This window comes from Rhizobium sp. NPDC090275, from assembly GCF_044772225.1.
In the GTDB taxonomy this organism is placed as follows: Bacteria; Pseudomonadota; Alphaproteobacteria; order Rhizobiales; family Rhizobiaceae; genus Rhizobium.
In genome coordinates, this window is record NZ_JBIVYL010000004.1 from 41,241 (window position 1) to 63,813 (window position 22,573).

The 22,573-nt window shown below is 62.9% G+C and carries 17 protein-coding genes; 2 read left to right on the forward strand and 15 right to left on the reverse strand.

What is annotated here, in order from left to right:
• The first annotated feature begins 74 nt into the window (after nucleotides 1–74).
• Entirely contained in the window at nucleotides 75–1,085 is a 1,011-nt protein-coding gene (locus tag ACIQUB_RS11575; protein ID WP_402929548.1) for a sterol desaturase family protein, read from the forward strand.
• Between the two features lie 6 nt (nucleotides 1,086–1,091).
• On the opposite strand, the gene ACIQUB_RS11580 is transcribed toward ACIQUB_RS11575, so the two are convergent.
• From ACIQUB_RS11580 to cbiE, 3 genes are all read right to left on the reverse strand, one after another.
• Entirely contained in the window at nucleotides 1,092–1,880 is a 789-nt protein-coding gene (locus ACIQUB_RS11580) for a response regulator transcription factor (protein WP_018896496.1), read from the reverse strand.
• Nucleotides 1,881–2,503: 623 nt separating this feature from the next.
• On the reverse strand, nucleotides 2,504–3,262 hold the full coding sequence (cobM, locus tag ACIQUB_RS11585; RefSeq protein ID WP_402929551.1) for a precorrin-4 C(11)-methyltransferase: 759 nt from the start codon (nucleotides 3,260–3,262) through the stop codon (nucleotides 2,504–2,506).
• A gap of 10 nt (nucleotides 3,263–3,272) precedes the next feature.
• On the reverse strand, nucleotides 3,273–4,505 hold the full coding sequence (gene cbiE / locus ACIQUB_RS11590) for a precorrin-6y C5,15-methyltransferase (decarboxylating) subunit CbiE (protein ID WP_402929553.1): 1,233 nt from the start codon (nucleotides 4,503–4,505) through the stop codon (nucleotides 3,273–3,275).
• On the opposite strand from cbiE, the gene ACIQUB_RS11595 reads away from it, so the two are divergent.
• Entirely contained in the window at nucleotides 4,504–5,259 is a 756-nt protein-coding gene (locus ACIQUB_RS11595) for a cobalt-precorrin-6A reductase (RefSeq protein WP_402929555.1), read from the forward strand. The two genes, cbiE and ACIQUB_RS11595, sit on opposite strands and share 2 nt — an antisense overlap.
• Here ACIQUB_RS11595 and ACIQUB_RS11600 read toward each other — a convergent pair.
• The 12 genes from ACIQUB_RS11600 to ACIQUB_RS11655 all read right to left on the reverse strand — a co-directional run bounded on the left by ACIQUB_RS11600 (nucleotide 5,234) and on the right by ACIQUB_RS11655 (nucleotide 22,563).
• The gene (locus ACIQUB_RS11600) at nucleotides 5,234–6,001 is read right to left on the reverse strand and encodes a precorrin-3B C(17)-methyltransferase (RefSeq protein WP_402929557.1); all 768 of its coding nucleotides are present in this window, start codon (nucleotides 5,999–6,001) and stop codon (nucleotides 5,234–5,236) included. The two genes, ACIQUB_RS11595 and ACIQUB_RS11600, sit on opposite strands and share 26 nt — an antisense overlap.
• Complete coding sequence (locus ACIQUB_RS11605; protein ID WP_402929559.1) at nucleotides 5,998–6,729, reverse strand: precorrin-2 C(20)-methyltransferase; 732 nt, start codon at nucleotides 6,727–6,729, stop codon at nucleotides 5,998–6,000. The genes ACIQUB_RS11600 and ACIQUB_RS11605 overlap by 4 nt, the downstream gene beginning before the upstream one ends.
• On the reverse strand, nucleotides 6,726–7,358 hold the full coding sequence (locus tag ACIQUB_RS11610; RefSeq protein ID WP_018896502.1) for a precorrin-8X methylmutase: 633 nt from the start codon (nucleotides 7,356–7,358) through the stop codon (nucleotides 6,726–6,728). Before ACIQUB_RS11610 ends, ACIQUB_RS11605 begins: the two co-directional genes overlap by 4 nt.
• 2 nt (nucleotides 7,359–7,360) lie before the next feature.
• On the reverse strand, nucleotides 7,361–8,722 hold the full coding sequence (cobG, locus tag ACIQUB_RS11615) for a precorrin-3B synthase (RefSeq protein ID WP_402929562.1): 1,362 nt from the start codon (nucleotides 8,720–8,722) through the stop codon (nucleotides 7,361–7,363).
• Nucleotides 8,723–8,786: 64 nt separating this feature from the next.
• On the reverse strand, nucleotides 8,787–9,554 hold the full coding sequence (cobF, locus tag ACIQUB_RS11620; RefSeq protein ID WP_402929564.1) for a precorrin-6A synthase (deacetylating): 768 nt from the start codon (nucleotides 9,552–9,554) through the stop codon (nucleotides 8,787–8,789).
• 255 nt (nucleotides 9,555–9,809) lie between these two features.
• Nucleotides 9,810–10,523 carry a Bax inhibitor-1/YccA family protein gene (locus ACIQUB_RS11625; protein ID WP_018896506.1) on the reverse strand — a complete coding sequence of 238 codons (714 nt, stop codon included), beginning with the start codon at nucleotides 10,521–10,523 and terminating at the stop codon, nucleotides 9,810–9,812.
• Nucleotides 10,524–10,542: 19 nt separating this feature from the next.
• Complete coding sequence (locus ACIQUB_RS11630; protein ID WP_402929567.1) at nucleotides 10,543–11,307, reverse strand: anti-sigma factor family protein; 765 nt, start codon at nucleotides 11,305–11,307, stop codon at nucleotides 10,543–10,545.
• Complete coding sequence (locus tag ACIQUB_RS11635) at nucleotides 11,294–11,833, reverse strand: sigma-70 family RNA polymerase sigma factor (protein ID WP_402929569.1); 540 nt, start codon at nucleotides 11,831–11,833, stop codon at nucleotides 11,294–11,296. Before ACIQUB_RS11635 ends, ACIQUB_RS11630 begins: the two co-directional genes overlap by 14 nt.
• A gap of 161 nt (nucleotides 11,834–11,994) precedes the next feature.
• Complete coding sequence (cueR, locus tag ACIQUB_RS11640) at nucleotides 11,995–12,390, reverse strand: Cu(I)-responsive transcriptional regulator (RefSeq protein WP_018896509.1); 396 nt, start codon at nucleotides 12,388–12,390, stop codon at nucleotides 11,995–11,997.
• A gap of 10 nt (nucleotides 12,391–12,400) precedes the next feature.
• Entirely contained in the window at nucleotides 12,401–14,896 is a 2,496-nt protein-coding gene (locus ACIQUB_RS11645; protein WP_402929571.1) for a heavy metal translocating P-type ATPase, read from the reverse strand.
• 105 nt (nucleotides 14,897–15,001) lie between these two features.
• Entirely contained in the window at nucleotides 15,002–17,092 is a 2,091-nt protein-coding gene (pbpC, locus tag ACIQUB_RS11650; protein WP_402929573.1) for a penicillin-binding protein 1C, read from the reverse strand.
• A complete protein-coding gene (locus tag ACIQUB_RS11655; protein WP_402929574.1) occupies nucleotides 17,089–22,563 on the reverse strand; it encodes an alpha-2-macroglobulin family protein in 5,475 nt (1,824 codons plus the stop codon). The genes pbpC and ACIQUB_RS11655 overlap by 4 nt, the downstream gene beginning before the upstream one ends.
• Nucleotides 22,564–22,573 lie beyond the last annotated feature (10 nt).

Here is a 22,573-nt window from a genome sequence, read left to right on the forward strand (position 1 = left end):
AACGCGCGATATTGCATACGAGCCACAATCATAGTGTATCAACGAACAACTTAGAACTTTGGCGGAGAGTACACGTGACCGACAAGAGCGCATCGCCTCCCTACGCGCTGCTTTCATGGATCCTGTGGCCAGCGCTGTTTTCAGCCGGGCTGATTGGCGCCGGGTTTGCTTTTCAGGCTCATGCACCGCTGCTGTGGTTCAACGTGGTCTACTTGACGATCGTCTGCGCAATCGCCTTGTTCGAGCGCGTGATGCCCTTCGAACAGCAATGGCTTCGCCGCGATGGCGAGACATTCAATGACGTCGCGCACACGCTGCTGAGCAAGGGTGGCGTTCAGCTGGCCGCCGCACTGGGTGCGACCGCGCCCATGGCGGTAGCAACCGTCGCGCATCCCTTTGTCACCAGCATACCCGATATTTGGCCCAACAGCTGGCCGCTCGCCCTTCAGGTCGTTCTTGGATTGGTGATCGCCGAGTTCGGGCTGTACGTCGCCCATCGCGCGGCCCATGAGATCCTGTCGCTCTGGCGGTTTCACGCCCTTCATCACAGTGTCGAGCGGCTCTGGGTCGTGAACACGGGCCGGTTCCATTTCATGGACTCGCTATTCAAGATCGCGCTTAGCCAGCTTCCGCTCTACCTCCTTGGCGCGCCGCTCCCGGTATTTCTGTGGATCGGCGCCGTGACGGCCTTCATCGGCCTGCTCACCCACTGCAATATCGATGTGCGCACAGGCCCGCTCGACCTGATCTTCAGCACGCCGGGCCTGCATCGTTGGCACCACTCGCGGGTGCTTGCCGAGGGCAATACGAACTACGGCGAGAACCTTGTCTTGTGGGACCAGCTGTTCGGCACCTATTTCAATCCAGACCGCCGCCCGCCGACCAACATCGGCATCAGCGGCCGGGTCTCCGACAACTTTATTGGGCAGCTGTTCCAGCCCTTCTCGAAGAAGGGCTACCGACAAATTCTTGGCCGCCGAGTACACCCCGACGGCCAGGAGATAGGAACAGGTGATAAAGGATCGCGGACCCCGTCCGGCACCATCAGCGAGAACCATCCGGTCAGCACGGATGGCACTGCCTAACCTCATCTAGTCCGCCGATGCGCTCCAGCGCGAGTCGGACTGGAACAGATCGTTCAGCTTATAGGCGACCTCGGTACGGTTGGTTGCCTTCAGCTTCTTCATGATGTTCCGGATGTGAACCTTCACTGTGCTTTCGCGCAGATTGAGTTCGTAGGCGATGATCTTGTTCGCCTTGCCCTTGCGCAGCGCTTGGACAACTTCGGCCTGGCGCAGCGTGAACATGCGCGACAGCTCTTTCTGTCGCGGCGCGTTATCGACAGGAGCCGACGACGTGAAGGCCTTGCCCGCAACGATGAAGGTGCCGCCCGCGACGGCAAGCCCGATGGCTTCCACACAGACTTCGATGCCCACGGAGGTGGGAATGAAGCCGCGAGCGCCATGCTCGATCGCCCGGAGCGTCTGGTTGAGATCGTCGCCATCGGCGAGGATGACAACCGGCGCCGGCGCGAGTTCCGTGGCGATGCTGGCGATCTCTTCATAAAGAGCGCCATCGCTCGATGCACGGCCGGTGATGTTCAGCAGCACAGCCTTCACGCGCTGCGTTGCATCTTTCTTGCGCCGCCATTCCGCCACCGAGCCCACCGCGCAGGCCTTCATGCCAAGGCCGTTCTGCGTCAGCGTCGTCGCAAGGCATTCCCGCTCGAGTGTTCTGCCGTCGATGATCAGCAGGCACCGGTCTTCGCCGATAACCTTTACTTCGCCCAGTTCGCTGAGAGCTCTGGGTGCCACGGCAACGGCCTGAAGTCTGTTGACAGGCGTGCGTCCGCTTTCAAATTCCGAAGGTACGTAATTCATACTAGCCTCATACTCAATAGTGTTAGAGGTGACCATTCGCAACGAAATGCAATACTCGGGGGACATCGGCGTGTATTAAGTCAGTAAAGTAGTTTATCCGTTTTGGATCACTTATCGCGTGTGGTTTCTACTTTATTAAGAACCTACATACATCAGTAGTGACAATCAATACAAAATATTTCGTCATTTTTAGATTAAAAATGCTCAGTATATAAAATTCTACCGCCTAAACATAAAAACAGGAATTAATTTTTACTCGAAAGCAAAAACATCAACCAAGAAGCGTATGGCAATTATTCTTTAGAAATACCGTTTCTTAACGATAATAATCGTTTGTGTTTTCGCGTCACGGTATAGTGCCAAATACCGTATTGTTCTGGCATAGACGAAGCAACGTCATCCCTAGTAAATACTGTAGCAACGCCTCTGTAACGGGATCACGAAACCAAGCTAATCCAATTGGTTAATCCCTCATTTACCGCTTTTAACCGGATTTTCAGGGCAATCTTCGGGGATATTGGGCGCTGTGGATAACATTAAGCCTCACCGCGCGCCGATCGCTCGGCGCGCGGGGCACACGAGCCGGCAATTGCGCGGCTAGAAGTCCAAGTCTTGCGGCGGATTTACTGTCGACCTCTGAACCGACGCTGATATGTCGCATCGTAAAGGGAGCTCTCGCGAAAGTCGGTCGACGACAGGGAAGGGCCGACGAAGATAATCGCCGTCCGCTCGATCGGCTCCGCGGCCACCTTGGCCTCGATATCGCCAAGCGTCCCGCGCACGATCCTCTCATCCTCCCAGCTCGCCTTCACGACGATTGCAACGGGGCATTCGGCCCCGTAAAGCGGCGTAAGGTCACTGACGACCCGGTCCAGGGCGTGAATGGCAAGATGGATGGCAAGCGTGGCGCCCGTGGCCCCGAACTGCGTCAGGGTCTCGCCACCGGGCATCGGCGATGCCCTGCCCGATACGCGGGTCAGCACCAGGCTCTGTGCCACCTCGGGAATGGTCAGTTCGCGGCCGAGCGCTGCCGCAGCAGCGGCAAAGGACGGCACGCCTGGTGTCATCGTGTAGGCGATGCCATGCTTCTCAAGGCGGCGGATCTGTTCGGCGACAGCGCTCCAGACAGAGAGATCGCCCGAGTGCAGGCGCGCCACATCCTGGCCGGCATTGGCCGCGCGCAGATACTCGGCTTCGATCTCGTCGAGTGACATGGGGGCGGTATCGACGATGCGCGCTCCCGGTGGACAATAGGCGAGAAGATCGGGCGAAACGATCGAGCCGGCATAGAGGCAAACGGGGCACTTGCCGATGAGGTCGCGGCCGCGCACAGTGATGAGATCCGCGGCACCCGGGCCAGCGCCGATGAAATGAACGGTCATATGCTTGTCCTCAATTCTTGACCCAGTGCCACTGTGTGACGGGCATTGCCGGACGCCAGCCCGTCATCGCGCCGATCGCGCCGGCGCGGGAAATATCGATGCGGGTCAACGACCCGCCCAGCGTGGCGTGCAACGCCAGCAATTTCGCATCCATCTCGAGCGTCACGGAGTTGGCAACCAGCCGGCCGCCGCCTTTCAGCGCCGCGATCGCCGCCTCCATTACCCCATCCTCGCTTCCCCCGCCACCGACGAAGATAACGTCGGGCTCGGACAGCGACTGCAACGCCTGCGGCGCCGCGCCTTCCACAACCGCGAGCCCCGGCACACCGAAGGCTGCCGCATTGCGCGCGATACGCAGAGCTCGCTCGCTCGATTGCTCGATCGCGATCGCCCGCAGCGACGGGTCACACAGCATCCACTCTATACCGATCGAGCCGGAGCCGGCGCCGATATCCCACAATAGCTCGCCATGGCGGGGCGCAAGCGTCGACAGCGTCAACGCCCGGACCTCCCGCTTGGTGATCTGGCCATCATGCTCGAAGAGCGCATCGTCGAGGCCGGGCGCAAAGGCAAGCACGCGCGCGCCCTCGCCTGCCACGACATCAATGGCGCAGACGTTCAGCGGATCGATGTCCTCAAGATCGAACGCATCGGCCTGGCAGGCCCTGACGCGTTCACGCGCGCCGCCGAGCGCTTCGAGCACATGCAGCCGCGACCGGCCGAAACCGTTGGCCGCAAGCAACGCCGCAAGCTGCATTGGTGTCTCTTGGTCGGAGGTGAGTGCGATGATGCGCCGGCCGTGGTGCAGATGTGGACGGATGAGATCGATCGAGCGTCCATGCAGGGAGACGGAGGCGATCTCCTGCAACGGCCAGCCCAACCGCGAAGCGGCAAGGCTGAAGGATGACGGCGCGGGTATCGTTCGCATCTCCGTGGCATCGACGCTCCGCGACAGCGTGGCACCGACGCCGTAGAGAAACGGGTCTCCAGAGGCGAGCACGACGACAGGCGAACCTCGACGCGCCGTAATCGCTCCAACCGAGCGCTCGAACGGGCTCTCCCACGCCAGGCATTCGCCCTCTATGAGCCCAGCCATCAGCGCATGATGACGAAGGCCGCCGAAGACGACGGACGCAGCTGCGACCAGCCGCTTGGCTTCATCGCCCAGCCCTGCTGGACCATCCTCGCCGATGCCGATAATAGTCAGCCAAGGTTGGCCGGGAGCGGAAGACATATCAGCCATGAGCAAAATCCGCATTCTGATGCTTGGCGGCACGACCGAGGCAAGCGCGCTCGCCAAGGCTTTGGCCGCTGAGCCGCGCTACGATGCCTTGCTGTCGCTTGCCGGCAGGACGGAGAAACCCGCTCCGCAGTCCCTGCCCACCCGCGTTGGCGGATTTGGTGGCGCGGAGGGGCTCGCAACCTTCCTGCGTGACGGCAAATTCGACCTGCTGATCGATGCCACCCATCCCTTTGCAGCGCGCATCTCGCACAACGCCGCGCAAGCCGCCACGATAACGGGCCTGCCTGCCTTCTGCCTTCGCCGCGCGCCCTGGCAGGCCGAGGCGGGCGACAATTGGCGGCATGCCGCAAGCGTCCAGCACGCGATCGCGCATATCGGCAGCGCGCCGCGCAGGGTGTTTCTCGCCATCGGTCGCCAGGAGGCGCACCGGGCGGATGCGGCCCCACAGCACCACTATCTGATCCGAAGCGTGGACCCGGTCGATCCGCAGCCCCAGCTTCCCCACGCCCATTATCTTCTCGATCGCGGACCCTTCGATGTCGAGCGCGAGGCCGATCTGTTGCGGGAGTACCGCATCGATGTCGTCATCACCAAGAACAGCGGCGGCTCGGCCACTTATGCCAAGATCGCTGCGGCGCGCGCGCTCGGCATCGAGGTTATCATGATCGGCCGCGCCGAAGCGCCCGCCATCCCCACGGTCGCTACCGTCGACGAGGCCTTGGCGATGATCAATCACCTGCTGCCCCCAGGCTGAAACGTGGGGTATAGATGAGATCGGCCCGGCCCTTGCGTTCAATGATCTTCGTCTCCGCCGAGCCGATGATCACGCAGGTCGCCATATCGGCTGTCGCGGCATCCGCGACATCGAGCGGCTGAACGGAAATGCGCTCGTCCGGCCGTCCGGCGGCACGGCCGAAGATGACGGGCGTAGAGCCGGGCAGCCTTTCGCGCAACAGCTCGAACGCCTTTCCAAGCTGCCAAGGACGCGCCTTGCTGATCGGATTATAAAGCGCGATCACGAAGCCGCCTTCGGCTGCGGCAGCCAGACGCTTTTCAATCGTCGCCCAGGGCTTCAGATTATCGGAAAGCGAAATCGCGCAGAAATCATGGCCGAGCGGGGCGCCGACACGGGCGGCGACCGCCAGCATGGCGGTGATCCCTGGGAGGATGACGAGATCGACGTCCCGCCACGCATCCGGACCATTGTCGACCGCCTCGCAGACCGCAGCCGCCATGGCGAAAACACCAGGGTCGCCACCCGAGACGACGCAGACGACCGCGCCCTGGGACGCGGCACGCAACGCGGCGCCCGCGCGATCCAGTTCCTCGCGGTTATCGGAGGCCTGACGCGTCTGGTTGGCCCGCAGATTCAGGCGATCGAGATAGGGGCCGTAGCCGAAAAAGACCGTAGCCTTCGAAACGGCGGCATGCGCCTCCGGTGTCATCTGGTCGGGATTGCCCGGGCCGGTGCCGATGACGAAAAGCTGCCCGCTCATCGGTTGCTCTCCCAGCCGGGAACGAGCACCAGCGAAAAGTAAGGCGCATCGCCTTCGGGGCGATCGGCGAGCTTGATCATCGCCGCGTTGGCCATCGTGCCGCGCTCGACATAAACCGCTTCGGCAAGACGCCCCGATGCCTGCAGCGCGCGGCGGATCTTCGGCAGGTTGCGCCCGACTTTCATGATTACCGCGGCTTGCGTATCGGACAGGCGACGCTCAAGTTCTTGCTCGGCCATCGTCCCGGGCAGAACCGACAATACGTCGTCGCCCTGCACGATCGGGATACCGGCAAGCGACCAGCAGCCGGACATAGCGCTGATGCCGGGGATGACCTCGGTCGGATAGCGGTTGGCGAGACGCACATGCAGGTGCATGTAGGAACCATAAAACAGTGGATCGCCCTCGCTGAGGACGGCCACCGTGCGGCCGGCATCAAGATGCGCGGCGACAGCCGCCGCCGACTCCTCGTAGAAATCGGTGATCTGTCGACGGTATTCGGCTTCGTTCTTCTCGATCTCGGTGGTCACCGGATAGTAAAGCGGCAGCATCATCGCGTCAGCCCCGATGAGGTGCTCGACGATGGCCTTGCCGTTGCCGCTTCTGCCGCGCTTGGCGAAATAGGCAATCACGTCAGCCGCTTCGATTGCCTTCACGGCCTTCACGGTGAGCAGTTCCGGATCGCCGGGACCCGTGCCGACGCCGATGAGACGACCGCCGCCGCTCACAGGCCAGGCCTCGCCAGGGCGTTGACGGCCGCTGCCGTCATGGCGCTGCCGCCAAGCCGTCCGCGCACGATCGCATAGGGCACGCCATAGGAATTCTCTGCCAAGGCATCCTTGGATTCCGCCGCACCGACGAAACCGACAGGCATGCCGATGATCGCTGCCGGCTTCGGCGCGCCGTCGCGCAACAATTCGAGCAGGTGGAAGAGCGCGGTCGGCGCATTGCCGATAGCAACGACGCTGCCGGCAAGACGGTCCTTCCAAAGGTGAAGGGCGGCGGCCGAACGTGTGTTTCCGGTCTCCTTCGCCAGCTCCGCGGTGCGCGGATCGTGCAATGTGCAGATGACATCGTTCTTGGCGGGAAGCCTTGTGCGGGTCACGCCATGCGCCACCATCTCGGCGTCGCAGAAGATCGGCGCGCCGGCATGGAGCGCCGCGCGCGCGGCGCTGACGAAATGCGGCGCGAACACAAAATGTTCAGCGGCTTCAACCAATCCACAGGCGTGAATCATGCGCACGGCAACGTCGGCTTCCTCGGCGGAAAACCGCGACAGATCGGCTTCGCTGCGGATAATCGCAAACGACCGCTCATAGATGGCGTCGCCACTGTGGATGTAATCGTAGTCTGGCATTCCTATTCCTGTCGCAGCGCTCGCGTAATCGTGGCCGTCCCCACCCTGTCGAGACAGGCCCTAGCAGATTCGCCAGCTTGTCTTTCACTTTTGATGAGACGGGAAAGCCTCTCTATAGCGGAATTGATGTCACTACCAGCAATCTGTGCATCGGGCGCGTCCGACGCGAGGCCATCAAGGATGAGATGATAGCCGTTTGCATCGCCCGAGACCGTAAAGGCGCGGCGCGGATGGGCGCAGCCCTTGGCGCAACCGGACAAATGCAGATCGAGCGAGCCATCCAGCACCTCCGGACACCGCTCGATCAACGTCTCCGCCAATGCCTTGGTGGCGTAGAAGCTCGACGCGCAGGCGCCGGCGCCGGCACAGGTGGCGATGCGCGATGAGAGATCGTCGCTGTCGGCGGACAAGCCAAAGCGCTCCGCCGATTGCCGCACTGCTGCCGCGCTCTCTTCGCTCACGCCTGTTATGAAAAGACAGCGATCGGGCGCCGGCCGGATATCGGTCACATCGAGATCGCCGAGGAACGCCAGAAACGCCAGCAGGTCGTTCGCGTGTATTTGCCCGAAGCGCGGCTTGAGACCGATCACCGCCGCACCGTCTTCCATCGCGTGCATGCCAACCGATGGCGTCGCGCCCGCACGGGCGTGGCGCGAAATGGCGTGCATATCCGGGAAGACAGACGCCAATCGCTCTGCTTCGATATCGCGGCAACGCTTCTGCCAGCCGGTCGAAAGCAGCAGCTTGAGCACGTCACCGACCGCCACGATCGCCTCATCGCCGGAACCGACAGCAACCGGACGGGCACTCGCGCCGTCCCCGGCGATGGCAACGATCCACTCTTCCGCCGAAATAGCCCGTAGCCGGATGTCGGCGGTGACATCGGCCAGATCAAAGCGCCCACCGCCATCGACGATGATCGACAGCTTCGGCGCAAGCCCCGGCGCCTGCAGATATTCGGCTAGCCGGTCCCGCAGCAGCAACTCCATGGCAGCAGCATCCGCGACATCGCCAAACGCCCCGCCATGCAGGGGCGGCAGTTCGATCACGGGATTGGGCGAGACGATGATGCCGGCCGCATCCACCGCTTCGGCGAACTGCTCGACCGTTTCCGGCCGAAGTCCTCTGATCTGGAGGCTGCCGCGCGCCGTGATCTCGAGCAGACCGTTACCACACAGCAAGGCGGCTTGGGCCAGCTGCGCGCACTGATCGACCGTCAGGATGCCGCCCTGCGGACGCAATCGCGCAAGCAGACCATCGCCCGTCGGCATCGGCCGCGCCAGGGTCGGACAGGCGCCGCGCCGCGCATAGGGTTGCGTGGCTTCGCCCGCAATATCCGTCTTGATGCGCTCGTCGCGTGCCATCTCGTCATTTCCTTCCGCCCGGCGTCTGCATGATCGCGAGCCACGGGCAAAGCCATCGCCAGTGTCAGAGGTCGTCGAAATCGCGGCCCTTACGCAGCAGGTAAATATCCATGATCCAACCGTGCCGCGCACGCGCTTCGGCGCGCAGCTTCACGATATCCGCAGCGACATCACCGAGCCGTCCGGAACGCACGATCTCGTCTTCCGTCCCGAGATAGGCGCCCCAGAAGATCTCCGCATCAGGATCCTCGATCTTGGAGAACGCCTGCTCTCCATCCAGCATGACCACGGTGCTTTCCGCCCGGTTGCCATGCTCGACAAGCCGCCGCCCCGTCGTGATTTCGACCGGCTTTCCAACCATGTTGATCGGAATGCGGTGGCTTGCCGCCAGAGCCTGGATACTGGTGATCCCGGGAATGACGCTGAAGTCGAAATCGACGGTGCCAAGTGCTCTTACCCGCTCGATGAGACGGATCACGCTATCATAAAGGCTCGGATCGCCCCAGACGAGGAAAGCGCCGGTACCGTTTTCGGGAAGATCGTTGATCAGCCGCACATAGGTTTGCGCCAGCGTCGCGTGCCAATCATCGACGCTTTCGACATAGCTGCGGTCAGCCGTGTTGCGCTGCGGAATGGCGAACTCGACAATGCGGGTCGTCGCATTGGTGATGAAGCGCTCGCAAATCTCGCGGCGAACGGAGGCGAGCTTCTCCTTCTCTTCACCTTTTGTCGGCAGGAAGATCATGTCGGCGGCGTTCATCCTGCCGATGGCCTGAATGGTGACGTGCTCGGGATTTCCCGTTCCGATACCGATGACATAGATGTGGCGCACGCCGGCTCTCCTGATCAATTCTCCCTGCTTTTGACGCACATGGTTCGGCGCTGCAAGGGCATGGATCAAATGGCCAAGTCCAGTAGGCGGCAACGCTCGCCGAGGTGCCCTGCAGCACACGTTCGCAAAACAGAAAAGCGGCCGGACTTGCGCCCGGCCGCTTCCCTATGGTGAACACCCAATCCACGATCCTGTCACAGAGTGCGGATCGGGCGTTCTGGCGCTTCCTTTGCCCCCAGAAGCGCCGTAACTCGACTATTCGCGCTCGCCCGTGAAGTTGAGCAGCAGCTGGAAGATGTTCACGAAGTTCAGGTAGAGCGACAGAGCGCCGAAGACGGCAAGCTTCTGGTTCGATTCCTGATCGTAATTCTCCGAGTACTGTTCCTTGATGTTCTGCGTGTCGTAAGCGGTCAGGCCGACGAAGACGACGATACCGATGACCGAGATCGCGAACTGCAGGGCACTCGAACCAAGGAAGATGTTGACGACGCTGGCGATCACCACGCCGATCAGGCCCATCATCAGGAACGAGCCCATGCGGGAGAGGTCACGCTTGGTCACGTAGCCATAGAGGCTGGTCGAGCCGAACATGGTCGCGGCAATGAAGAAGGTGCGTGCGATGCTGGTGCCGGTGAAGACCAGGAACACCGAAGCCATCGACAGGCCCATGACGGCACAGAAGGCCCAGAAAGTCATCTGTGCGGCGCTTGCCGACATCGTCTGGATCTTGAACGAGAAGAAGAAGACGAAGGCGAGCGGCGCCAGCATGACCACCCACTTGAGCGGCGACTGGAAGATCGGCACGTAAAGCGCCGGCGTCGAGCCAACGATGAACGCGACGATGCCGGTGATGACAAGGCCGATGCCCATGTAGTTGTAGACGCGCAGCATGTGCTGGCGAAGACCCTCGTCGAACATGGCCTGCGAGCCAACGGCTGCACCGTAACGCTGCTGATTGATTGGGTTCATTGAGATCTCCTCGAGTGAACTAGTAAAGGGTACGGGCAAGCCCATCGGCTGCCTGATCCAGTGAGATGGAGCGATCCGCGGTCACCAGCGCGTAAGCGACGTCGCCGATCTGCCAATAGGCGGCCTCGGCGCCGTCAAGCGCGATATGGTTGACCGACTGAACGGAGAAGACGCCCGGGCGAACGGCAAACAGCGAAAGCTGCTTCTTGTCGGCCGTGATCGACATTTCGACGCTCGGGCCGAACTCGGACGGGAATATCTGTACGTCCGAGATTGCCCAGTCACTGGGAAGCTGCGGCATGACGATGCCGGTTGCGGCGCGAATTTCATCCGGCTTGTAGCCTTCCGCCGGCTGCGAAGACACGGACTGGCGCACCAATGTCGTCTTGTAGGCCTGAACGGCTTCCTCAACATAGGCAGGCGCCGGGACGGATGCAGCCACTTCGGTTGCGGTAAACGCGCCGAACGAGGTGTGCGCAACCCAGCCGGCCGCAACCATGATGCCGACGGCGGCGATACGTTGTACGGCGTGGAAGATGCGGCCATAAGCAAGCCCGCGCTCAAGACGGCGCGCGACATCGCGCGTTTCCGCCCGGCCCGAGGCGCCTTCATGAGCGAGCGCAAGGCGCAGTTCGCCGCGCATGCTCAAATCCGCCATGACCTTCGCGGCCGTTTCGGGATTCTCGGACAGATAGGATTCCACCTGGATGCGACGAGTCACATCGAGTTCGCCATCGACATAGGCATCGAGATCGGCGTCGATAATGGGATCAACTGCTTTCATTCCCGCCTCCTTCGATCAACCTCAAATGTGGTGCGCGCGGTGTCGCTTCCTCGATTTCGCGCAACTGGGCGCGGGCGCGCGAAATGCGCGACATCAATGTACCGATCGGAACGCCGAGCGCTGCAGCAGCTTCCTGATAGGAGAGGTCTTCAATCGCCACGAGATGGAGGGCCTCGCGCTGCTCCTCCGGCAAGCGGAAGAAAGCATTGCGCACCTGCTGCAGACGCACGGCATGTTCCTGCGCGGCTGGCAAGGACTGCTCGGCCTCTACGGCGGCCTCATCGTGCCGTCGTGTAAGCGATCGCCCCTGTCGGACGCGGTCGATGTGAGCGTTATGCACGATCGAGAGCAACCACGTACGCAAGTTACCGCCACTGCGGAAGCTCTGCTTCTTCTCGTATGCCCGGACCAGGGCATCATGAACCAGATCTTCAGCGTCATCCGAATTGCGCACCAGGGAGCGCGCGTAGCGCCGAAGCGTTGCGAGCTGACCGATGACATCGAATGGGCGTTCTCTCCGTTCCATGATTGAGTATACGAAACCGCGCGTCGTTTTATTCCCCGCGGCCGCGATTTTTTCTGCTTTTTCGTCATCCGGCGAGCGAAACGGAATACCGCCCGCCGAATATCACATGGAAATCATGACTTTAAGCATTGCTCGGAGATGCCGCACATGCGCGCAAATCGTCAGGCATGCTGCTCGTCCGACAATTCCTCGAGGATGGGACAGTCAGGTCGATCATTTCCGTGACAGGCGTGAACCAGGTGCTCAAGCGTGTGCCGGAGTTCGCTGAGCTCGCGGATCTTGCGGTCGATCTCGGTGAGCTTGGCCTGGGTCAACTCCTTCACATCGGCGCTGGCCCGGCTCTTGTCCTCGTAAAGCGCCAGCAGCTGCCGGCACTCCTCCACCGAGAAACCGAGCCCGCGCGACTTCTGCAGGAAGCGCAGCTTGTGAACGTCGGCGACCGCGTAATCGCGGTAGCCGTTGTCGTTTCGATCGGGGCGGATGAGGCCGATATCCTCGTAGTAGCGGATGGTCTTCGACGGCAGGCCGGAGCGTGCCGATGCTTCACCGATATTCATGGCGGACCTCCTAGAGCTTTGCGGCGCGCAGCCGCAGCGCATTGCCGATGACCGAGACAGACGACAGGCTCATCGCCGCCGCGGCGATCATCGGCGACAGCAGTAGACCGAAGACCGGATAGAGCACGCCGGCGGCCAGCGGAACACCGAGCGCGTTGTAGCCGAAGGCGAAGCCGAGGTTCTGGCGAATATTGCGCATCGTCGCCTCGGCCAGGCGCCGTGCTCTGACAATGCCGTTGAGGTCGCCCTTGACCAAGGTGATGCCGGCGCTCTCCATCGCGACATCGGCACCGGTGCCCATGGCAATGCCGACATCGGCCGCCGCCAGCGCCGGTGCATCGTTGACCCCATCGCCGGCCATGGCGACCACCGCTCCCTTGGCATGCAGCTCGTCGATCAGCGCCTTCTTGCTCTCTGGCAGGATATCGGCGCGTACATCGTCGATCCCCAGGCTCCTGGCGACCGAGCGCGCCGTGCGCTCGTTGTCGCCCGTCGCCATGATGATCTTCAGACCGCTCGCATGCAGCGCCTTGATCGCAGCAGCCGTCGTCGGCTTGATGCGGTCGGCGACTGCCACCAGCCCGGCAAGGCGCTGGTCGACGACGAGGAACATCACCGTCTTGCCGTCATCCCGCAGCGATTGCAGCCGCTCGCCATGGGCGGCGACGTCGATGCCGAGATCAGCCATCATCGCCGCGTTCCCGAGCGCCACCGCGCTCTGGCCGACATTCCCCCGTACGCCTTTGCCCGTTACCGCGTCAAAGCCTGTGATATCGGCCAAGGCGATCCCACGCTCTTCCGCGCCCGACACGATAGCGGCCGCCAGCGGATGCTCCGATCCGCGCTCCAGGCTGGCGGCGAGTTGCAGGAGCCTGTCATCGGCAACATCATCGAGCGCCACGACATCCGTCAGGCGCGGCTTTCCCTCGGTCAACGTGCCCGTCTTGTCGACAATCAGCGTATCGACCTTCGAAAAACGCTCCAGCGCTTCCGCATCCTTGATCAGCACGCCCTCATGGGCGCCGCGACCGGTGGCGATCATGATCGACATTGGTGTGGCAAGACCCAGCGCGCAGGGGCAGGCGATGATGAGGACGGAGACGGCGGCGAGCAGCGCGTGAACCATGCGCGGCTCGGGTCCGACGAGGGCCCAGATTGCGAAGGCGGCAATCGCCGCGGCGACAACGGCGGGGACGAAGAAGGCCGAGACGCGATCGACGGCGCCCTGGATCGGCGCGCGCGAGCGCTGCGCCGTGGCGACCATGTCGACGATGCGCGACAGCGTGGTCTCCGCGCCGACCTTGTCGGCCGTCATCACGAGCATGCCGTTCTTGTTGATGGTGCCACCCGTCAACGCATCACCCGTACCCTTTTCGACTGGCATCGGCTCGCCTGTCAGCATGGATTCGTCGATCGTCGACTGCCCGTCGCTGACCGTGCCATCGACAGGAACCCGCTCGCCCGGCCGAACGCGCAGGCGATCGCCAACCACGATGTCGTCGATCGGCACATCGGCCTCACTGCCATCGCGACCGATACGCCGCGCGGTCTTCGGCGCAAGATCGAGCAGTGCGCGAATGGCCGAGCCGGTCCGCTCACGCGCCTTCAACTCAAGCACCTGCCCGATGAAAACCAGGGCCACGATAACGGCCGCCGCCTCGAAATAAACAGGCACGGCGCCGCCATGCCCACGGAACGAATGCGGGAAGATGCCCGGCGCCAGCGTGGCGACAAGGCTATAAATATAAGCCGTTCCGACACCGAGACCGATCAGCGTCCACATGTTCGGGCTGCGGTTGGCGAGCGACGCCCAGGCGCGGCGAAAGAACGGGAGTGCTGCCCAAAGCACCACGGGCGTGGCGAGAACAAGTTCGGCCCAGGTCGCAAGCGGCTCGCCGAGCCAATCGCGCACGGGCAGGCCGATCATCGGCCCCATGGTGATGACAAGCAGCGGAACCGCGAGAATGCCGCTGATCCAGAGACGGCGGGTGAAATCGACCAACTCCGGGTTCGGTCCCTCATCCATGGGCGGGATGCCCATCGGCTCCAGCGCCATGCCGCATTTGGGGCAATCACCGGGATGATCGCTGATCACCTCGGGGTGCATCGGGCAGGTGTACTGCGTCCCCTTCGGAGCAGGTTTCGGCTGCGGCTTGCTGCCGTCGCGATAATTCGCCGGCGCTGCTTCGAACTTCGTCTTGCAGCCGGCCGAGCAGAAATAGTGCTTCTCGCCTTCATGCCGCAGGAAGTGCTTGGCCGTCGCACGGTCGACGCTCATGCCGCAGACCGGGTCCTTTGCCGTCAGATAATCCTGCGGCGCGGCCTCGAATTTGGTGCGGCAGCCCTCGCAGCAGAAGAAATAGCGGCGCCCCTCACGCTCAAGCGACGGCTTGCCGGCGGCGGGATCAACCGTCATGCCGCAGACGGGGTCGCGGACCACGCCGTCATCCACTGGATGATGATGGTGGTCGCTGTTGCCGTGGTGATGTGCGTGGGTGCTGTCCATTTGTATCTCCTGTGCCTGACAAGGCAGTGGAGATGCTTATCAACCTTCCAGCAACTGGAAGGTCAAGCGTAAAATTCACACTTCTTGACGGCGGTCAAAACCGCTTCAATCGATGAACACGCCGACACTTGCCGCGCGCCCCATCGCATCGATGACCGTCAGCTTGGAATAGCCTCCGCCATCGGGCGTCCACTGGTTAGTGCGCCGCCGCGACAGGTCGGGTAATGGCTTGCCGTTGGCGAGCCACCGGAAGGGCGCGCGACCACCCTGCAACTTCAGCATCAGCGGCGAGAGCTCGCCGCCCTTTGCCAGACCCTGGGCACCCAAATCGACATGCGCACCCTCTGGCGGATAGACGATCTGCGGCGCCGGCTCGCGGCCTGAGGTGGCCAGTAATCCGCTGGGATTGACGGCAAAGCGGCGTTGGCTGATCGGCAGCTGCGCCTGCGCCATGCGCACGGCGCCCGATGGCGGGCGCGGCAGCGGCGTTGTCGCGATACCCGATTTAGCGAAACCCTCGAACAGGATCGGCGCGGCCGTGCCATAGCCGGTCAGCCCTGGAGAGGCGCCATTGTCAGGGCGACCGACCCAGACACCGAGGACATAGCGACCATCATAGCCCACGGACCAGGCGTCGCGGTATCCGTAGCTCGTGCCGGTCTTGTAGGCGATGCCGCGTTGCGGCGCGCCGGCGGGCGGGATGACGCCCGAGAGAATGTCGGCGACATTCCACACCGCGACCGGCTCCAGCAGCGCTTCGCCTTCGATCTCTCCGGGATTTCCGGATATGCCATCGCCGATCCTGACCGCCTGCCCTCGGTTGGCGAGCGCGGTATAGAGCTGCACCAGATCCTTGAGCGTGAGGCCGACGCCGCCGAGCCCGATCGCAAGTCCCGGCGTTTCGTTCGCCGGCAGCAGCGGGCGCACCTCGGCGCGGCGGAAGCGGATGAGGAGCTTGGCGGGGTTGACGGCATCGAGCAGCTTGACCGCGGGCACGTTGAGCGAGAGCTGCAGCGCATCGCGCACCGTCACGTCACCCTGATAGCTCATATCGAAATTGCGCGGCCGGTAACCGAAGAAATCCGCCGGCCGATCCTCGATGATCGTCTCCTGACTGACCAATCCCTCCTCGAAGGCAAGGCCATAGATGAATGGCTTTAGTGTGGAGCCCGGCGAGCGCGGGACACGCGTCATGTCGATCCAGCCGGATCGGCTCGCGTCGAAATAATCGGCGGAGCCGACTTCGCCGACAATATCCCCGGTCTGCGCATCCGCCATCACCATCGCCAGCGACAGTTTGGGACCAAGCTTCAGCGCAGCGGCTTTGGCGACGGTCTCCAGCCCCTCCTGCACGCGCTTCTTCAGCGTGGTCCGGTACGGCGACGCGTCCGGCGCCTTACGTAGCGCGGCTTCGCCGACATGGGCCGCGAGCGCCGGCAGTTGCATGCGTTTTGCCGGCACAAGCGTCGCCTCGGCGCGCTCCGCCTCCCCTTCTCCAATCGCGTCTACGACCGCGACGCGCTCCAGGACGCGCTTGCGCGCCGCTTCGGCGGCCTTGAGGTTGCGATCAGGACGGCGTTTTTCGGGAAGCTGCGGCAATGCAACGAGGAGTGCGGCCTGCGCCACCGTCAGTCGCTTCGGCTCCTTGCCGAAATAGGCAAGGCTCGCGGCCCTGACGCCCTCCAGGTTGCCGCCATAGGGCGCATGGGTCAGATAGAGATCGAGGATCTCATCCTTGGAGAGGCGTCGCTCGATCTGGAGCGCGCGTGCGACCTGCAGCAGCTTGGCCGAAAGCGAACGCCCCTGGCGCGGCTCGATCAGCCGGGCGACCTGCATCGAGAGCGTAGAGGCCCCAGACACGATACGGCCGTTGGTGACGAGCTGGAAGGCGGCGCGACCAATCGCGCGCGCGTCGATGCCGCCATGCTCGTAAAAGCGCCGATCCTCATAGGCGACCAGCATGCGCAGGAACTGCGGATCGACATCGCCGACATCAGTCTTCAGCCGCCAGCGCCCTTCCGGCGTCGCGAAAGCACGCAGAAGCTCTCCATCGGCATCCAGCACCTCGGCGGATACGCGCGCTTTGTCAAGCGGCGGCGGAAATGCCTTGTCCGCCGCGTCGAGCCCGATCAGCCCGGCGCCGGCGATTGCCATCGCCGCCACAAGGCCGATCGCGATTTTCCGCCTCAGTCTCATGGCTGTGCCGCCACGACCTCCATCTTGCCGGTTGCCGTCCGCGCCGAAAGCTGCGGCCGGTACATGTCCTCGACGTTCGCCGCCGGGTGATCGTAGACGCCGGGTGTCACGGCGCGCACGACGTAGGCGACGTTGATCTCGCGGTTGTCATCGGCGCTGCGATTGAAGGCGGCGACGAAGCGATCGTTGCGGAACTCGGTATGCGCGGCCGTCACATCGCCGATCCAGTCGAAGTTGGTCAGCTGCGCGCTGTCGACAAGGCTCGGATTGTCGATCTGGAAGCCGGCTGGCAGCAGATCGGTGATGACGATGCGCGACGGCCATTTGTTGCTCTCGGTGACATGCAGCACGACGACGTAGCGCTCATTCTGCTTCGCCTCCGAGACATTCGCTTCCTCGCCATCCAGCGTGTAGTAACTGCGCTCGATGGCAAAGCCATCGCCGCCTGCCGGCAGCGGCGTCACCGGTGCGGCAACGGTCGTGACAACAGCCGAAACGGCATCGCTTGTCTGGTTGGTCAGGGTCAGCGCGTGATCGGCCAGCGCCTCGCCGTTCATCCGCGCCATGTAGGCGCCGTTGTGGAGCGCGCCGTTGACGTCGATCTTCAGAGAGTCGTCACCGCCCTGGATGGCGCGGGCGGCAAGCAGCATCCAGGCCTGTTCCTGGGTGCTGGTGTACTTGCTGCGCTCCCACTCCTTGGCAACGGCCTTCGCCAGTTCCGGCACGATCGGCGGCACCGGGCGGCTTTCGGCGGCGAGCGCGAGGATGGCGGCACCGTCTCTGAGCACCGAGCCGTAGTCGGTGCGCGACAGGTTGACCTTCGTGACCATCGACTGGGCCGACATCTGCAGCGCGTCGACGAAGATGTTCTTCGAACGCGTCGCATCGCCGTATAGCGCCAGCGCGGCCGCGATATGGGCCTTAGCGAGCGGTGTCGGGAAGTCGTTAATCATCGTGTCGGCATAATAGCGCAGATCGCTGATCGCGGCCTTCTTGTTGCGCGCAAGCACATAGAGCGCATAGGCGATCTGATCACCCTGATCCTTGACGTTGACGTCATAGCTCAATGCGTTCTGCAGGTTCTCCAGCGCCTGCGCGAGTGCACGATCCGGCACGTCGTATTTCTGCTCGCGAGCCCGCGTCAGGAAATCGGTAACGTAGGAATCGAGCCACAGATCGCCGCTATCCGGCCCCCAAAGGCCGAAACTGCCGGCGGATGCCTGGTAGGACAGGACACGGTAGATGGCGTCCTGCACGCGCTTCTTGATATCCGCATCGCCATCGAGACCGACCTGCTCGGCAAGCTCGCTGAGATAAAGCAGCGGCAGAGCCCGGCTGGTCGTCTGTTCGGCACAGCCGAAAGGATAGCGATCGAGCGACATCAGCAAGGCCGGAATGTCGAAGGCAGCCGAGCGCGTAACGTTGACGCTGACCGACGCGCCCGGAAGGACGCTATCCGCCAGAAGCGCCTTGTCGATCGTCAGCTTCGCGCCCGGCTTCAGCGCCAGCACGCGACGCTCCGTGACCGGCAATACCGCCGGCCGAACGGGGACATCGAGGCTCTGGTCGAGCGACAGGCCCGCCGCATCCGACAGGTTGATCGAAACGATACCGTTGCCCGGCTGCAAGCCGGTCACCGCCAGCGTCACCGCCTGCTTCGCGCCGGTATCCAGACGGATCGTCTGCGTGGCCTTATCGATACCGACAGCGTCGTTGCCTGTGACTGCAAGCTTGTAGTCGCCGGCGGGCGCATCGGTATTGGCGATATCAAGGCGCAGTTCAGACTTGTCCCCCGGCGCCAGGAAGCGCGGCAGGCTGGCGGTGACGACGACAGGATCGCGAATGATCACGTCTTGCGTGGCATGGCCGACACCGGATTTGGACCAGGCGACCGCCATCAGGCGCGCCGTGCCGTTGAACTGTGGAATATCGAAGCTGACATGCGCCTTGCCCTCGGCATCCAACTTCACCGGACCGGAGAAGAAGGCAACGAGCTTCTGCGTCGGCGGGCTTGCCTGCAGCGCGATCGCCCCGCCATCGCCGCCGGTGCGCAGTTTGCCGGTGGCGCCCAGCGAGCCATCGATCAGCCGGCCATAGAGGTCGCGGATTTCAAGACCGAGTTGGCGCTGGCCGAAATACCATTCCTCAGGGTTCGGCGGCTCATAGCGCGTCAGATTAAGAATGCCGACATCGACGGCGGCAACGGTGACATACGCGTCCTCGTTTGCGCCAGCACCCGCAACCGCGAGCGTGATCGGCAGAGGGCCGCGTGGCAACATCTTCTCAGGCGCGTCGATCTTGACCTGCAAGGCCCGATCCTCGGGGTCGACCTTCAGCCATTTCACGCCGATGGCGCGCATCGGCATGTGGCTGTCCTGGGCATCACCAGGACGGAAAAGCGTCGCGGTCACATAGGCGCCCGCGCCCCAGTCGGCGGTAACGGGGATATCCACCTCGCCGCCCGTCTCGCCGATCGCCGCGTTCTGCACGGCAACCAGCGTCTCGGTACCGGCAGCGATCATCAGCTCGCCGGCATAGCGCGAGGAGACCTTTAGCTTCGCGGTCTCACCGACCTTGTAGCTATCCTTGTCAAGCGCGATCTCCAGCCCATCGGGCGTTTCCGTGGATGTAGCCTGCACGAACCAACCGGCGTCGAACTCCACGCTGGAGGTCGGTCCATCCGCGTCCGTGCTCTCGACCTCGAGGCGATAACGGCCCCATTGCACGGGCGAGGCAATCTTGGCGCCATCGATGCCGGCATCGACATTGCCGTTGCCCACCTGCTCGGCGGTATAGACCGGCTCGTACTTCCAGGCCGTGCCATCGCGATACCATTGATAATCGCGGTTGAGCTTGAAGAGCTTCCAGCGAAGCCCCTTCATCTCCTCTTTCGCACCATCGGCGCTGACGCCGATTATAGTGAAGTTGGCGATCGAGTTCTCGCCGAGATCGCCCGAGAACTCCGGCTTGATGCCGATCATCGGACCCTGGTTCTTCACAGGAAGAACGAGCGAGCGTTCAATGGCGCGGCCTCCGGCCTCCTGCATTCTGATATAGACGGTCGCGTTCAGAAGCTGCGTCGTTGCCGGCAGCTCGCCGACTGTCAGATCGGTGACGCCTTCGCCCTTTTCATCCAGATCAGGCAGCCCCTCGATCGACTGACGCGAATCCTCGCTCGCTTCCTCATCGGCTAGGCCGAAGAAGTAACCCGGAAACGCATCGGCCTGGCGCGTCGGCTTGATGACGACATCGCCTTCGAGCGTGAGCCCGGCGGCGGGCGCGCCATAGAGATACTTGCCGGTGATGTTGATCGTCGCCGGCGTGTCTGGTCCGATCACCTTCGCCTCGGTCTTCAGCTCCATGTCGGTCCGATCCGGCACGAAATCGTCAACCAGGAAGCTCTTGCTGGCGATCGGCGAACCCTTCGGGTCGGTATGGATGTTCATCGTCCAGGTGCCGCGCATGGCGTTGTCCTGTACGGCGAAATCCACGTTGTAGCCGCCGAGATTGCTGGTCTGGCTGACGATGCGGCGATCTTCGACCCCGTCGGGGCGCATGAAGATGAAGGTCAGCGGCAGATTTTCGATTGCCTTGCCATCCGTATCACGCGCCAGCGCAGACGCGTGAACCGTTTCGCCGACGCGGTAGATGCCGCGCTCGGTGAATGTCAGCACGTCGATCGCGCCGGGCGATGCACGGCCGGTGACACCACGATCGGAGAGGTCGAAGCCGGCCCGTGTCATGTCGAGGAAGACGTAGTCCGACGTCCCGTTCTTCGCCGTGATCACGGCAGGCGTCAGCGCCGACGTCCCGCGGATCAGGCCGGCGGTGAAGGTGGCGCGGCCATTGTCGTCGGTCGTGGCGGTGCCGAGCACCTCGTTGTTCTTGGCGAGAAGCTGCAGCGCGACGCCGGCCATCGGCTTGGCTGATGCAAGCGAGCGGGCGAAGACGTTGAGGCCGTCTGTCCCAGCATAGGTCGTCACACCGATATCGGAGACCACGAACCACTGCGTGGCCTGCGAATTCCATTCCTGGTCCGGCCCGGTCGGCGACGTCGCCGTCAGCACGTAGACGCCAGGTTTGCGCTCCGGCAGCGCTTCATCGACGGGGAAACTTGTGACGACATCCTTGTTCAGGTCATTGGCGATATCGATCGCGCCTTGCCAGACAAGCTCGCCGCTCTCGTCCTCGATCCGCTGGGCGCTGTAGCCATCCAGCTGCGTGAGGAACTGCGAGCTGGTCAGCAATGGCGCGATGCCGCGATCGCCGATGCGGTAGAGCTTGAGGTTGGCCGAGGCCATATTGACCGAGACGATCGGAATGCCGCGACGCGCCGTCGATGGCAACACGAAGCTGTCGCCGGTGAAGCGGACGCTTGCGGTGCGATCCTTGACGTAGATATCGAGGCTGACCGGCGCCTCCAAAACTTCGTCGACTGACGAAGGAAGGCCGGTGCGGAAGGAGATCTTGTAGTTCTCGCCATGCGTCAGGCCCTCGACGCAGATCTGCTTGTCCTTGGTTTCGAGCGCCTTCGGCGACGCGCCATTCAGCGTCACAAAGGGGGTATAGTCGGTGGTCTTGACCAGTGATTCCGAGAAGGTGACGCAAGCGCGCGGCGTGGCGCTGTCGGCATCGACGGTGTGATCCGTGATACGGAAGCCCTGGGTCGACTTCAGCTGCAGGTAAGCGGCCTGGACTTCCTTCGAGTTCACCAGCGCCAGGCTTGCCTTATAGGCATTGAGCGCGGCCCGGTAGTTCGCGTTCTTTTCCAGCGCCACGGCCAGAACCGCAAGCGCATCCGCGCGGCTGGTCGTTGTCCGCGTAAGGTCGTAGCCATTGATGGCGGCGAGCACGGCCTGCGCATAGATGTCGCTGCCGTTATTGTCGTCGGTCTTGACGAAGCTGTCGCCCGCGCGCGCCGTTTCCAGCCACAGATCCGCATTATCGGGCGTGAACGCCAGCGCTCCCCGGAAGGATTTCAGGGCATCGACAACATTGTTTGCCGTGAGGTCGATCCGCGCATTGGCGATCAGGCTGTCGGCGGATTGGCCCTGCTGGTCGTCGGCGAGTTCGAGATTGGCCTTGTCGTCGCGCGCCTGTTGCAGCACATCGCCAGAGAGGAATCCGATGCGAGGTGCAGCACCGAGATCCGGCTCCTGGCTGCCCGCTGTCTCGACGATCTTGCCGGCGATGGCGCCCGGGAAGGCATTCATCGTCTTGAAGTCGGATTTCAGGAAGCACCAGCTGGCCTTGGGGTTATAGGTGAAGGCCTTGCACGATTTGTCGCCGATGCAAGATGCCTTGCACTGGTCGAGCGTGACATTCTGCTCGCTGCGCAGATCAAAGCCGAAATAGTCGGCATCGCGCACGGTTTGTATCTGTCGCTTGCTGTCCGCGGAAAAAGCGGGTGAACCGATCAGAGCGGTCGAAAGAACAACGGTTACGGCTGTCAAGAACGCGCGTGCGAACATAGGTTCCCCC

What these genes read in the sequence shown, in the direction of transcription:
- ACIQUB_RS11580 (WP_018896496.1), bottom strand. Translation starts at nt 1,880, where the DNA reads ATGAATTACGTACCTTCGGAATTTGAAAGCGGACGCACGCCTGTCAAC.
- cobM (WP_402929551.1), bottom strand. Translation starts at nt 3,262, where the DNA reads ATGACCGTTCATTTCATCGGCGCTGGCCCGGGTGCCGCGGATCTCATC.
- ACIQUB_RS11595 (WP_402929555.1), top strand. Translation starts at nt 4,504, where the DNA reads ATGAGCAAAATCCGCATTCTGATGCTTGGCGGCACGACCGAGGCAAGC.
- cbiE (WP_402929553.1), bottom strand. Translation starts at nt 4,505, where the DNA reads ATGGCTGATATGTCTTCCGCTCCCGGCCAACCTTGGCTGACTATTATC.
- ACIQUB_RS11600 (WP_402929557.1), bottom strand. Translation starts at nt 6,001, where the DNA reads ATGAGCGGGCAGCTTTTCGTCATCGGCACCGGCCCGGGCAATCCCGAC.
- ACIQUB_RS11610 (WP_018896502.1), bottom strand. Translation starts at nt 7,358, where the DNA reads ATGCCAGACTACGATTACATCCACAGTGGCGACGCCATCTATGAGCGG.
- cobG (WP_402929562.1), bottom strand. Translation starts at nt 8,722, where the DNA reads ATGGCACGCGACGAGCGCATCAAGACGGATATTGCGGGCGAAGCCACG.
- ACIQUB_RS11625 (WP_018896506.1), bottom strand. Translation starts at nt 10,523, where the DNA reads ATGAACCCAATCAATCAGCAGCGTTACGGTGCAGCCGTTGGCTCGCAG.
- ACIQUB_RS11630 (WP_402929567.1), bottom strand. Translation starts at nt 11,307, where the DNA reads ATGAAAGCAGTTGATCCCATTATCGACGCCGATCTCGATGCCTATGTC.
- ACIQUB_RS11635 (WP_402929569.1), bottom strand. Translation starts at nt 11,833, where the DNA reads ATGGAACGGAGAGAACGCCCATTCGATGTCATCGGTCAGCTCGCAACG.
- cueR (WP_018896509.1), bottom strand. Translation starts at nt 12,390, where the DNA reads ATGAATATCGGTGAAGCATCGGCACGCTCCGGCCTGCCGTCGAAGACC.
- ACIQUB_RS11645 (WP_402929571.1), bottom strand. Translation starts at nt 14,896, where the DNA reads ATGGACAGCACCCACGCACATCACCACGGCAACAGCGACCACCATCAT.
- pbpC (WP_402929573.1), bottom strand. Translation starts at nt 17,092, where the DNA reads ATGAGACTGAGGCGGAAAATCGCGATCGGCCTTGTGGCGGCGATGGCA.
- ACIQUB_RS11655 (WP_402929574.1), bottom strand. Translation starts at nt 22,563, where the DNA reads ATGTTCGCACGCGCGTTCTTGACAGCCGTAACCGTTGTTCTTTCGACC.